General features: G+C 70.1%; 12 protein-coding genes. 9 read left to right on the top strand and 3 right to left on the bottom strand.

Annotated features, from left to right (window positions below; genetic code table 11):
- The first annotated feature begins 109 nt into the window (after positions 1-109).
- The 5 genes from atpA (at position 110) to ABZ845_RS05365 (ending at position 5250) form a co-directional block, all read left to right on the top strand.
- Positions 110-1702: a F0F1 ATP synthase subunit alpha gene (atpA, locus tag ABZ845_RS05385; protein WP_360973206.1), complete on the top strand. Its 1593-nt coding sequence runs from the start codon at positions 110-112 to the stop codon at positions 1700-1702.
- 21 nt (positions 1703-1723) lie between these two features.
- Positions 1724-2641 carry a F0F1 ATP synthase subunit gamma gene (locus tag ABZ845_RS05380; protein WP_360973204.1) on the top strand — a complete coding sequence of 306 codons (918 nt, stop codon included), beginning with the start codon at positions 1724-1726 and terminating at the stop codon, positions 2639-2641.
- Complete coding sequence (gene atpD / locus ABZ845_RS05375) at positions 2642-4078, top strand: F0F1 ATP synthase subunit beta (RefSeq protein WP_360973202.1); 1437 nt, start codon at positions 2642-2644, stop codon at positions 4076-4078. It begins immediately after the preceding gene.
- 221 nt (positions 4079-4299) lie between these two features.
- Positions 4300-4674: a F0F1 ATP synthase subunit epsilon gene (locus tag ABZ845_RS05370; protein ID WP_360973200.1), complete on the top strand. Its 375-nt coding sequence runs from the start codon at positions 4300-4302 to the stop codon at positions 4672-4674.
- Positions 4675-4803: 129 nt separating this feature from the next.
- Positions 4804-5250 carry a DUF2550 domain-containing protein gene (locus ABZ845_RS05365; RefSeq protein WP_360973198.1) on the top strand — a complete coding sequence of 149 codons (447 nt, stop codon included), beginning with the start codon at positions 4804-4806 and terminating at the stop codon, positions 5248-5250.
- Positions 5251-5286: 36 nt separating this feature from the next.
- Here ABZ845_RS05365 and ABZ845_RS05360 read toward each other — a convergent pair whose 3' ends face one another.
- Positions 5287-7116 carry a glycoside hydrolase family 18 chitinase gene (locus ABZ845_RS05360; protein WP_360973196.1) on the bottom strand — a complete coding sequence of 610 codons (1830 nt, stop codon included), beginning with the start codon at positions 7114-7116 and terminating at the stop codon, positions 5287-5289.
- Between the two features lie 228 nt (positions 7117-7344).
- Between ABZ845_RS05360 and ABZ845_RS05355 the strand changes: the two genes are divergently transcribed.
- From ABZ845_RS05355 to ABZ845_RS05340, 4 genes are read left to right on the top strand one after another with little or no spacing between them, the layout of a single operon-like run.
- Positions 7345-8040 carry a response regulator transcription factor gene (locus ABZ845_RS05355; RefSeq protein WP_360973194.1) on the top strand — a complete coding sequence of 232 codons (696 nt, stop codon included), beginning with the start codon at positions 7345-7347 and terminating at the stop codon, positions 8038-8040.
- Between the two features lie 34 nt (positions 8041-8074).
- Positions 8075-9538, top strand: coding sequence for a HAMP domain-containing sensor histidine kinase (locus tag ABZ845_RS05350; protein WP_360973192.1), 1464 nt, complete (start codon positions 8075-8077; stop codon positions 9536-9538).
- Positions 9539-9592: 54 nt separating this feature from the next.
- On the top strand, positions 9593-10012 hold the full coding sequence (locus ABZ845_RS05345) for a hypothetical protein (protein WP_360973190.1): 420 nt from the start codon (positions 9593-9595) through the stop codon (positions 10010-10012).
- Positions 10012-10257, top strand: a complete 246-nt coding sequence (locus ABZ845_RS05340) for a hypothetical protein (RefSeq protein ID WP_360973188.1) — start codon at positions 10012-10014, stop codon at positions 10255-10257. The genes ABZ845_RS05345 and ABZ845_RS05340 overlap by 1 nt, the downstream gene beginning before the upstream one ends.
- A 106-nt stretch (positions 10258-10363) precedes the next feature.
- On the opposite strand, the gene ABZ845_RS05335 is transcribed toward ABZ845_RS05340, so the two are convergent.
- Positions 10364-10936 (bottom strand): cob(I)yrinic acid a,c-diamide adenosyltransferase, encoded by a 573-nt coding sequence (locus tag ABZ845_RS05335; RefSeq protein WP_360973186.1) that lies wholly within the window; start codon positions 10934-10936, stop codon positions 10364-10366.
- 13 nt (positions 10937-10949) lie between these two features.
- Entirely contained in the window at positions 10950-11699 is a 750-nt protein-coding gene (locus ABZ845_RS05330) for an ABC transporter permease (protein ID WP_360973684.1), read from the bottom strand.
- Positions 11700-11705: the final 6 nt, after the last annotated feature.

The following is an 11705-nucleotide window of genomic DNA, read 5'->3' as shown; positions in this document are numbered from 1 at the left end:
GTACTGCGGCCCGCGTTGGGCCGTGCAGAGGATTCACCTCGTTGATGGGGGGAGTCCCCCATCCCCCCAAGTGAAACTTCGGGCCCAACAAGGAGAGCAGGGAACCCAGATGGCGGAGCTCACGATCCGGCCGGAGGAGATCCGGGACGCGCTGGAGAACTTTGTCCAGTCGTACAAGCCGGACGCGGCCTCGCGCGAGGAGGTCGGTACGGTCACCCTTGCCGGCGACGGCATCGCGAAGGTCGAGGGTCTGCCCTCGGCCATGGCCAACGAACTGCTGAAGTTCGAGGACGGCACCCTCGGCCTCGCCCTCAACCTCGAGGAGCGCGAGATCGGTGCCATCGTCCTCGGTGAGTTCAGCGGCATCGAGGAGGGCCAGCCGGTGCAGCGCACCGGTGAGGTGCTTTCCGTCGCGGTCGGCGAGGGCTACCTCGGCCGTGTCGTCGACCCGCTCGGCAACCCGATCGACGGCCTCGGCGAGATCGAGACGTCCGGCCGCCGTGCCCTCGAACTGCAGGCTCCCACGGTCATGCAGCGCAAGTCGGTGCACGAGCCGATGGAGACCGGCTACAAGGCCGTCGACGCGATGACCCCGATCGGCCGTGGCCAGCGTCAGCTGATCATCGGTGACCGCCAGACCGGCAAGACCGCCCTGGCCGTCGACACGATCATCAACCAGCGTGACAACTGGCGCACCGGCGACCCGAAGAAGCAGGTCCGCTGCATCTACGTCGCCATCGGCCAGAAGGGCTCCACCATCGCGTCGGTCCGCCGCGCGCTGGAGGAGAACGGCGCGCTGGAGTACACGACCATCGTCGCCGCCCCGGCGTCCGACCCGGCCGGCTTCAAGTACCTGGCGCCGTACACCGGCTCGGCCATCGGCCAGCAGTGGATGTACGAGGGCAAGCACGTCCTGATCATCTTCGACGACCTCTCGAAGCAGGCCGACGCCTACCGCGCCGTGTCCCTGCTGCTGCGCCGCCCGCCGGGCCGCGAGGCCTACCCGGGTGACGTCTTCTACCTGCACTCCCGTCTGCTGGAGCGCTGCGCGAAGCTCTCCGACGACATGGGCGCCGGCTCGATGACCGGTCTGCCGATCGTCGAGACCAAGGCCAACGACGTCTCTGCGTTCATCCCGACCAACGTCATCTCCATCACCGACGGCCAGTGCTTCCTGGAGTCCGACCTGTTCAACGCCGGTCAGCGTCCGGCCCTGAACGTCGGTATCTCGGTCTCCCGCGTCGGTGGCTCCGCCCAGCACAAGGCGATGCGCCAGGTCTCCGGCCGTCTGCGCGTCGACCTCGCCCAGTTCCGTGAGCTGGAGGCGTTCGCCGCCTTCGGTTCCGACCTGGACGCCGCGTCGAAGTCCCAGCTGGAGCGCGGTCAGCGCATGGTCGAGCTGCTGAAGCAGAACCAGTACGAGCCCATGGCCACCGAGGACCAGGTCGTCTCCGTCTGGGCCGGCACCAACGGCCGTATGGACGACGTTCCGGTCGTCGACATCCGCCGCTTCGAGCGTGAGCTCCTGGACTACCTGCACCGGTCGCACCAGGGCCTCATGACCTCCATCAAGGAGGGCGCCAAGATGTCCAACGACACCATCCAGGCGATCGACGACGCCGTCGCCGAGTTCAAGAAGCAGTTCGAGACCTCGGACGGCAAGCTGCTCGGCGAGGACGTCCCTGCCGCTGCCGCCAAGTGACGTAAGGAAGGGACCTGACTCATGGGAGCCCAGCTCCGGGTCTACAAGCGTCGCATCCGATCCGTCAGCGCGACCAAGAAGATCACGAAGGCGATGGAGATGATCGCCGCCTCGCGCGTCGTCAAGGCGCAGCGCAAGGTGGCGGCCTCCATGCCCTACGCGACCGAGCTCACCCGCGCGGTCACGGCGGTCGGTACCGGCTCGAACACCAAGCACCCGCTGACCACCCAGGCCGAGACGGTCACCCGGTCCGCCGTGCTGCTCCTGACGAGCGACCGCGGTCTCGCCGGTGCCTTCAACTCCAACGCCATCAAGGCGGCGGAGCAGCTCACCGAGCGGCTGGAACGCGAGGGCAAGCAGGTCGACACGTACATCGTCGGCCGCCGTGGAGTCGCACACTACAACTTCCGTGAGCGCACGATCACGGAGTCGTGGACCGGCTTCACGGACGAGCCCACGTATGCCGACGCCAAGCAGGTCGCGGCTCCGCTCATCGAGGCCATCGAGAAGGAGACGGCGCAGGGCGGTGTGGACGAACTCCACATCGTCTACACCGAGTTCGTCTCGATGATGACGCAGACGGCGCTCGGCGCCCGGCTGCTGCCGCTCAGCCTCGAGGAGGTGGCGGAGGAGACGTCCACCAAGGGCGAGATCCTTCCGCTGTACGAGTTCGAGCCGTCGGCGGAGGACGTCCTCGACGCCCTGCTGCCGCGCTACGTGGAGAGCCGTATCTACAACGCGCTGCTCCAGTCGGCCGCTTCGAAGCACGCCGCCACGCGGCGCGCGATGAAGTCGGCCACTGACAACGCGGGCGAGCTGATCAACACGCTCTCCCGTCTCGCCAACGCGGCCCGCCAGGCCGAAATCACCCAGGAAATCAGCGAGATCGTCGGTGGCGCCAGCGCCCTGGCCGACGCGACCGCGGGGAGTGACCGATAAATGACCACCACTGTTGAGACCGCGGCGGCCACGGGCCGCGTCGCCCGGGTCATCGGCCCGGTCGTCGACGTGGAGTTCCCCGTCGACGCGATGCCGGACATCTACAACGCCCTGCACGTCGAGGTCGCCGACCCGGCGAACGCGGGCGAGAAGAAGACGCTGACCCTGGAGGTCGCCCAGCACCTGGGTGACGGCCTGGTCCGCACCATCTCCATGCAGCCCACCGACGGTCTGGTCCGCCAGGCCGTGGTGACCGACACCGGCGACGGCATCACCGTCCCGGTCGGCGACTTCACCAAGGGCAAGGTGTTCAACACCCTCGGTGAGGTGCTGAACGTCGACGAGAAGTACGAGGGCGAGCGCTGGTCCATCCACCGCAAGGCCCCGAACTTCGACGAACTCGAGTCGAAGACCGAGATGTTCGAGACCGGCGTCAAGGTCATCGACCTGCTGACCCCGTACGTCAAGGGCGGCAAGATCGGTCTGTTCGGCGGCGCCGGCGTCGGCAAGACGGTGCTCATCCAGGAGATGATCTACCGTGTCGCCAACAACCACGACGGTGTCTCCGTGTTCGCCGGTGTCGGTGAGCGCACCCGTGAGGGCAACGACCTCATCGAGGAGATGACCGACTCGGGCGTCATCGACAAGACCGCGCTGGTCTTCGGCCAGATGGACGAGCCCCCGGGCACCCGTCTGCGCGTGGCCCTCGCGGGTCTGACGATGGCGGAGTACTTCCGCGACGTCCAGAAGCAGGACGTGCTGTTCTTCATCGACAACATCTTCCGCTTCACGCAGGCCGGTTCCGAGGTCTCCACCCTGCTCGGCCGTATGCCGTCCGCGGTGGGTTACCAGCCGAACCTGGCCGACGAGATGGGTCTCCTCCAGGAGCGCATCACCTCGACCCGCGGTCACTCGATCACCTCGATGCAGGCGATCTACGTCCCCGCCGACGACCTGACCGACCCGGCCCCGGCCACCACGTTCGCCCACCTCGACGCGACGACGGTTCTGTCCCGTCCGATCTCGGAGAAGGGCATCTACCCGGCCGTGGACCCGCTGGACTCCACGTCCCGCATCCTGGACCCGCGGTACATCGCGGCGGATCACTACAACGCGGCCATGCGCGTCAAGACGATCCTGCAGAAGTACAAGGACCTTCAGGACATCATCGCGATCCTCGGTATCGACGAGCTGGGCGAGGAGGACAAGCTCGTTGTCCACCGTGCCCGTCGTGTGGAGCGCTTCCTGTCCCAGAACACCCACGTCGCCAAGCAGTTCACCGGCGTCGACGGGTCGGACGTCCCGCTGGACGAGTCGATCACGGCCTTCAACGCGATCATCGACGGCGAGTACGACCACTTCCCGGAGCAGGCGTTCTTCATGTGCGGTGGCATCGAGGACCTGAAGGCGAACGCGAAGGAACTGGGCGTCTCCTGACCCCGGTGCCATGAAGGCGTGAGAGGAGGGGGACGAGACCGGGCCTGACCACGGCCCGCGTCCCGTCCCCCTCCCCGCACCGCCGCACCCCCCGGAGGGGCCACCTCCGCTTCCCCGCCCGACAGGCGGGGCGGCCCGGGGCACATCGGTGCTCCGAGCCCTACTAGACTTATGACCCAACACCCGGCACAACCGCCGGGTGGTGACCCGAGGAGCCAACCTTGGCTGCTGAGCTGCACGTCGAGCTGGTCGCCGCCGACCGCCAGGTCTGGTCCGGCGAGGCCACCCTGGTCGTCGCGCGCACCACGTCCGGCGACATCGGCGTCATGCCCGGTCACCAGCCGCTGCTCGGTGTGCTGGAGTCGGGCCCGGTGACGATCCGTACGAGCGAAGGCGGGACGGTCATCGCCGCTGTGCACGGCGGTTTCATCTCGTTCGCGGACAACAAGCTGTCGCTGCTGGCCGAGATCGCCGAGCTGTCGGACGAGATCGATGTCCAGCGCGCGGAGCGGGCGCTCGAGCGCGCGAAGTCGGAGGCCGACGCCTCCGCGGAGCGCCGCGCGGACGTCCGACTGCGTGCGGCGACATCGAGCTGACCCCAGCGCGTACGCCATGACGTGACACTCAGCCGCGGCTGGACCGGAGCGATCCGGACCAGCCGCGGCTGAGGTGAATGCGGGTGTTTTTTCCGTTCCGTTACCTAGGAGACGAGGAGGTCGGTGCCGATGGTCCTCGCCCTGACTGTGTGCGGAATCGTCGTCGTGCTCGTGGCGGTGGGGCTGTTCGTCTTCGGCCTGCGGCGCCGGCTCATCCAGCGCTCCGGTGGCACCTTCGACTGCAGTCTGCGCTGGGATGTACCGGAGGCGACCGACACCAGCGGCAAGGGCTGGAGCTACGGGGTCGCCCGCTACAACGGCGACCGCGTCGAGTGGTACCGAGTCTTCTCCTACGCCCCGCGCCCGCGCCGCCTGCTGGAGCGCTCGGCCATCGAGGTGGCCGGTCGGCGTGAACCCGAGGGTGAGGAGGAGCTGGCGCTGCTGTCCGACGCGGTGATCCTCGCCTGCCACCACCGGGGCACGCGCCTGGAACTCGCGATGAGCGAGGACGCGCTGACCGGCTTCCTGGCCTGGCTGGAAGCGGCACCGCCCGGACAACGGGTGAACGTGGCATAGCCACCTTCACCCGTCGAGTGCGTGTCCGGCCGGTTCCTACGACAGGCCGTTACTCAAGGCGCTCACCAGCTCTCCGTTGCCGGTGTCACCGCTGAACTCCCAGAAGAACGCGCCGCCCAGGCCCTGCGACTTGGCCCACGCCATCTTCGTACCGATGGTGGCCGGGGTGTCGTACGACCACCAGTTGCTGCCGCAGTGCGCGTACGCCGTGCCCGCGACGGTGCCGGTGGCCGGGCAGGACGTCTTGAGCACCTTGTAGTCCTCGATGCCCTGCTCATAGGTTCCGGCCGCCGGGCCCGTGGCGGTGCCGCCGGGGGCGTCCTGGGTGACGCCGGTCCAGCCGCGGCCGTAGAAGCCGATACCGATCAGCAGCTTGTCCGCGGGCACACCGGCCGTCTTGTACTTGGCGATCGCGTCGGCGGTGGTGAACCCGGCGTGCGGGATGCCGCTGTAGGAGGTGAGCGGGGAGTGCGGGGCGGTGGGGCCCTGCGCGTCCCAGGCGCCGAAGAAGTCGTACGTCATCACGTTGTACCAGTTGACGTAGGCGGACGCCCCCGCGTAGTCGGCCGCGTCGATCTTGCCGCCCGCCGAGCCGTCGGCGGTGACCGCCGCGGTGACCAGGGCCGAGGACCCGAACTTGGCGCGCAGCGCGGACATCACGTTCTTGAAGGCCGCCGCCCCGCTGCTGTCGCAGGACAGACCGCAGGCGTTCGGGTACTCCCAGTCGATGTCGATGCCGTCGAAGACATCGGCCCAGCGCGAGTCCTTCACCAGGTCGTAGCAGGACTGGGCGAAGCCGGCCGGGTCCCTGGCCGCGTCGGCGAAGCCGCCGGACCAGGTCCAGCCGCCGAAGGACCACAGCACCTTGATGTTCGGGTACTTGGCCTTCAGCTCACGCAACTGATTGAAGTTGCCGCGCAGCGGCTGGTCCCAGGTGTCGGCGACACCGCTGACGGACTGGTCGGCGGTGAAGGCCTTGTCGTAGTCGGCGTAGGAGTCGCCGATCGCGCACTTGCCGCCGGTCACGTTGCCGAAGGCGTAGTTGATGTGCGTGATCTTGGCGGCGGAGCCGGACGTCACCACGTTCTTGACGTTGTAACCCCGTCCGTAGATGCCCCACTCGGTGAAGTAGCCGAGCTTGACGGCGTTGCCCGACGTGGGCGGGTTCGTGGTCCCGCCGGTGGTGTGCACCGTGACGGCGCCGCCGGCGGGGCCGGTCTGTCCGGCGGTGTCCCGGGCCTGGACGGTGTACGAGTAGTCGGTGCCCGCGCTCAGGCCGGTGTCCGTGTAGGAAGTCGCCGTCACGGTGGCGACCCTGGCACCGTCGCGCAGGACGTCGTAGTTCTTGACGCCCTTGTCGTCGCTCGCCGCGCTCCAGGTCAGCGTCACCGAGGTGTCCGTGATGCCGGAGGCGGTCGGGGTGCCGGGCGCGGAGGGCGGGTTGTCGCCGGGCACCGTGGTGCCGCCGTCGCAACTTCCGCCGTTGAGTGTGCAGTTGCCCGGCGCTCCCGGGCCGGTGCCGTTGAAGCCGAACGACACGGAGGCGCCGGGGGCGAGGGTGCCGTTGTAGGACTTGTTCTTGGCCGTCCAGTGGGTGCCGGAGTTGGTCACATCGGCGTCCCAGGCCGAGGTGACGGAGGTACCGGAGGGGAAGTCCCACTGGATCGTCCAGGAACTGAGGGAAGTGGAGCCGGGGTTGGTGACCGTCCACTTGCCCTCGAAGCCGGTGCCCCAGTCCTGCGTCTTGGCGTACGTGGCGGTGGCGGACGCGGCGGCGTGGGCGGGAGCGGCGGTGAGGCCCACCAGTCCGGCGAGCGGGAGCAACAGGGTCGCGAGCCCTGCCGCGACTCTGTGTCTGAAGCGCATGGCGCGCCTCCTCTGTGTGGGGTGGTGACAAGAGATGTCAGGGGCATGACCGATCGGCACGCCGTGGTGCCGTGAGGATAGAAAGGTCTGGACCAAGGGTCAATAGGTCTGGACCACATCAACTCCCCTGCTCCGGTGGCGGCTTGAGAGCGGCTACCGGGGGAGACGCCGCCCGCTCAGCCCGGGGTCGTACGCTGACCGGGCACAAGGCGGACCCTGGAGGGGCGGATGAGCGAGACGGAGCGCTCCGGCGCGGTGCTCGTGGTGGACGACGACGCGGCCATCCGCCGCTCCCTGGAGCGCGGCCTCAGGCTGAGCGGCTTCAGGGTGCGGACCGCCGACAGCGGCCCCGAGGCCCTCGCCGCGATCCAGCGGACGCCGCCGGACGTGCTCGTCCTCGATGTGTCGATGCCCGGCATGAGCGGCATCGAGGTGTGCACGAGGCTCCGCGAGGACGGACAGGACCTGCCCGTGCTCATGCTGTCCGCGCTCGACGAGACCGCCGACCGCATAGCCGGCCTCCAGGCGGGCGGCGACGACTACCTCGTCAAGCCCTTCGCCCTGCCCGAACTCGTGCTGCGGCTGCGCGCCCTGCTGCGCCGCAGACCGCCGGTCGACCGTGATGTGCTGCGGGTGGCCGACCTGGTGATCGACCCCGCGGCCCGCACCGTCCACCGGGCGGGCCGACGGCTGGAGCTGACCCGGCGGGAGTTCGAACTCCTCGAAGTCCTCGCCCGCAACACGGGGCTCGTCCTCACCCGCGACCAGCTGCTGGACCGTGTGTGGGGCTACGACTTCGACGTACGCACCGACGCCGTCGACACCTTCGTCAGCTATCTGCGGCGCAAGCTGGAGGCGGACGGCGGAGAGCGGCTCGTGCACACCGTGCGCGGGGTGGGCTTCGTGCTGCGGGAGCACTCATGAGGGCGAGAGCGCCCTGGCACCCCAGGGAGTCGCGATGAGACTGTCCACACGAACAGGCCTCGCCGTCGGCCTCACCGTCCCGCTGCTCGTGCTCGCCTCCGGCTGGCTGCTGCTGAGCCTGGTCGCCCGGGATCTGCACAAGGAGGAGGACGTCCATCTGCGCCAGCGGGCCGCCGCCGTGCTCCCGGACGCACGCTCCGTGCTGCGGGCCGCCGCCGCGGACCGCCCCAAGGCCGAGGACAACCGGGAGAGGAAGCTCTTCAGCGCCGCGCTCGACGTCGGCGTACGCGTGGTGGGACCCTCCGGGACCTTCCACGGCGGCCCGCAGCCCGGGTCCTCGGCCGCCCTGCCCGCACAGGCCCCCGCACCGGTGACCGTGCGCGACGCCGGACACAGCTGGCGGGCCCTGTCCGTGCCGGTCAAGGGCCCCCGTGTCACGGGCACGCTCTGGGTCTTCCAGACCGACACCGCCGACCGCACCCAGGTCGCGCTCGTACGGCGCCGTGTCGTCATGACCGCCCTGCTCGCCGCGCCCCTGTCCGGCCTGCTGGCCTGGGGCATGTCCACCGGCGCCACCGGCCCCCTGCGCCGCCTCGGCCGCCGCGCCGCGGGCCTCGACCCGCGCACCAGCACCGCCAGGCTGCATCACGAGCACACCGGTGTCCGGGAGGTCGACGAGCTCGCGGCCACCCTCCAGACGGTCCTCGCCCGCTACGACGAGCAGGCCGCCCGCACCGCGGAGGCCCTGGAGACGGCCCGCTCCTTCTCCGCCGCCGCCTCCCACGAGCTGCGCACGCCGCTGATGAGCATGGGCACCAACCTGGACATCCTCACCGGCCACCCCGCCCTGCCCGAACCGGACCGCACGGAGGTCCTCACCGATCTGCGCAGCGAGCACGCCCGTCTGCTCGGACTGCTGGTGATGCTGCGCGACCTGGGGCGCGGCGACCTGGTGGAGGCGGAGGCGTTCGGCACCGTCGACGTGGCGGAGACCGCGGACGCGGCCGTGGGCGAGGCCCGGCGCCGCGACCCCGGCGCCCGGATCTCGCTGCACGCGCAGCCGGGGCTGACCGTGCACGGCTGGGAGCAGGGACTGCGGCTGCTGCTCGACAACCTGCTCGCCAACGCGCTGGCGCACGGGCGTGACGCTCAGGGGCGGGCGGAGGTGGCGGTCGGGGTGCGCGGCACCGGAACCGAGGTGGTGATCGACGTCGCGGACCGCGGTGCGGGCGTCCCGTCCGACGCGCATGCCTGGATCTTCGAGCGGTTCAGACGGGGGCCGGACAGCGCGGGCTCGGGGCTCGGACTGACCCTGGTCGCCCAGCAGGCGGCGCTGCACGGGGGGAGCGTCACGGTGTCGGACGGGCCGGACGGCGTGGGCGCGTGCTTCGAGATGCGGCTGCCGCGCTCCGGCGGGGCGCTGCCGCACCGGAGGGACTGGCTGATCGCGACAGCCGGGGCGAATCGGTCACAAGGTTCCCACAAAGACGGTTCCTAGCCTCCGTGAGCGACGGACGGTCAACAGGGCCGCCCGGGAACGGAGGATGCGGACATGAACGCACGACGAGGACGGCGCGCACTGCTCGCGAGCCTGGCCACGGCCGCGCTGCTGGCGGCCGGCACCGGCGCGGCGGCGGCGGACAGCACGCCCACGGCCGGGCCCAAGGGCGACGGGGCGAAGTCGCTGTGCAAGCGTGTGCCGAAGATCGACCGGCGGATCGAGCGGGCGCTGAAGCGGCTCGACGCGGGCGTCACCGTGAAGGGCTCGGTCGCCCGGCTCGAGCAGCGCGTGGACAACGCGAAGAAGGAAGGCCACGAGCAGATCGCCACCTACCTCCAGGACCGGCTGACCTTCCGCAAGTCCCTGGTGACGACGCTCCAGCAGCGGCAGAAGGACCTGGCCGGGGTCAGGACGTGGTGCGCGGCCAACGGCGCGGGCGCGGGTGCCGCGGGCGGGAAGGCGACGGGCTGATGAGCCGACAGCGGATGCTGCGGGCGGCCGTTCCCGCGGTGGTCCTCCTGATGGGACTCACCGCGGGCTGCTCCGGCGACCACTCGGCGGCAGGCACGCCGTCGTCGTCCACCGGGCCGTCCGCGACGGGGTCCGGCTCCGGTTCGGGGGCCGGCGTCGCGGACATGGAGAAGAAGGTGGACGCGGCCGAGTCCGCGGCCGCGGCAGCGGACAGCGACGCGGCACAGGACGACAGCGGGCGCTGAGCCGCACCACGAAGCTGTCGGCAGACGGCTCCGCCGCGAGGGCGAGACCAGCCACGATGGTGCCGCGGACGGCCGACGGCCCATCGTGGCACTCCCCGCGGAGCGCTCAGCGCTCCCCGCCCGGCACCCACAGCACGTCCCCGGTCTCCTTGTTGGCATACCGGGCCAGGATGAACAGCAGGTCGGACAGCCTGTTCAGATAGGTGGCGGTCAGCGGGTTCATGACCTCGCCGTGCGCCTCGAGCGCGGCCCAGGTCGAGCGCTCGGCACGCCGTACGACGGTGCACGCCTGGTGCAGCAGCGCGGCGCCGGGCGTGCCACCGGGCAGGATGAACGAGCGCAGCTTCTCCAGCTCCTCGAGGAAGCGGTCGCAGTCGGTCTCCAGCCGGTCGACGTAGAACTGCTCGACCCGCAGCGGCGGGAACTCGGGGTTCTCGGCCACCGGTGTCGACAGGTCCGCACCCACGTCGAACAGGTCGTTCTGTACACGGGTGAGAACCTTGACGACCGTCTCTTCCAGACCGCCCAGCGCGATGGCGGTGCCGATCACGGCGTTCGCCTCGTTGGCGTCGGCGTACGCGGCGATCCTCAGGTCGGTCTTCGGCACCCGGCTCATATCGCCGAGGTGCGTGGTGCCCTTGTCGCCGGTCCGCGTGTAGATGCGCGTCAGATTGACCATGCGACCAGCGTAGTTAGGTCCGGGCCGTCCGGAACACCCGAGTGCCCACCGTCACGGCGGCCACCGCGAGGCCGAGGGCGACCAGGACGCCGTAGAGCATGTGCGCCGTCGCGTAGGAGCCGGTGTAGGCGTCGCGGACCGCGTCCACCAGACAGCGCAGCGGCATGACGCGGGACACCATGTCCAGCCAGCCCGGCGCCAGGGACATCGGCAGGATCAGCCCGGACAGCAGCATGGAGGGCATCGTCGTCGCGTTGACGACTGGTCCGAACTCCTGTGGGGTGCGGACCTTCGTGGCCAGCGCGTACGACAGCGACGCGAGCGACAGCGCCAGCAGCGCGACGAAGGCGAACCCGATCAGGATCCCCGCGAGCGGCGCCCGCAGCCCCATCACCAGCGCGACGAGCACCAGCAGCACCGACTGCGCGACGATGACCGCGGCGTCCCGCAGCACCCGGCCGAGCAGCAGCGCGAGGCGGCGGGCGGGGGTGACCCGCAATCGCTCCACGATCCCGAGGTTGTTCTCGACGATGATCCCGAACCCGGCGAACGCGGCCCCGAAGAGGGCGAGTTGCAGCAGCAGCCCGGGCACGAGCACCTGCCAGGAGCTGCCGCGTGAGCCGAGCGGCAGGCGGGTGAGGAGCGGGCCGAAGAGGACGAGATAGAGCAGCGGCATCAGGACGCCGAACAGCATCGCGAGCCGGGAGCGGAGTGTCTGGCGGGCGTAGCGCCCGAAGATCAGTGCGGTGTCGTGCAGCAGCATCGTCCG

It is taken from the genome of Streptomyces sp. NPDC047022, from assembly GCF_040644155.1.
Lineage (GTDB): Bacteria > Actinomycetota > Actinomycetes > Streptomycetales > Streptomycetaceae > Streptomyces.
Note: the sequence above shows the minus strand (reverse complement) of the source record. Positions and strands in the feature narration are given on the sequence as shown.

Bases quoted from the DNA above. Each gene is read 5' to 3' on its own strand.
- atpA (WP_360973206.1), top strand. From the start codon at position 110: ATGGCGGAGCTCACGATCCGGCCGGAGGAGATCCGGGACGCGCTGGAG.
- ABZ845_RS05380 (WP_360973204.1), top strand. From the start codon at position 1,724: ATGGGAGCCCAGCTCCGGGTCTACAAGCGTCGCATCCGATCCGTCAGC.
- atpD (WP_360973202.1), top strand. From the start codon at position 2,642: ATGACCACCACTGTTGAGACCGCGGCGGCCACGGGCCGCGTCGCCCGG.
- ABZ845_RS05365 (WP_360973198.1), top strand. From the start codon at position 4,804: ATGGTCCTCGCCCTGACTGTGTGCGGAATCGTCGTCGTGCTCGTGGCG.
- ABZ845_RS05360 (WP_360973196.1), bottom strand. From the start codon at position 7,116: ATGCGCTTCAGACACAGAGTCGCGGCAGGGCTCGCGACCCTGTTGCTC.
- ABZ845_RS05355 (WP_360973194.1), top strand. From the start codon at position 7,345: ATGAGCGAGACGGAGCGCTCCGGCGCGGTGCTCGTGGTGGACGACGAC.
- ABZ845_RS05350 (WP_360973192.1), top strand. From the start codon at position 8,075: ATGAGACTGTCCACACGAACAGGCCTCGCCGTCGGCCTCACCGTCCCG.
- ABZ845_RS05345 (WP_360973190.1), top strand. From the start codon at position 9,593: ATGAACGCACGACGAGGACGGCGCGCACTGCTCGCGAGCCTGGCCACG.
- ABZ845_RS05340 (WP_360973188.1), top strand. From the start codon at position 10,012: ATGAGCCGACAGCGGATGCTGCGGGCGGCCGTTCCCGCGGTGGTCCTC.
- ABZ845_RS05335 (WP_360973186.1), bottom strand. From the start codon at position 10,936: ATGGTCAATCTGACGCGCATCTACACGCGGACCGGCGACAAGGGCACC.
- ABZ845_RS05330 (WP_360973684.1), bottom strand. From the start codon at position 11,699: ATGCTGCTGCACGACACCGCACTGATCTTCGGGCGCTACGCCCGCCAG.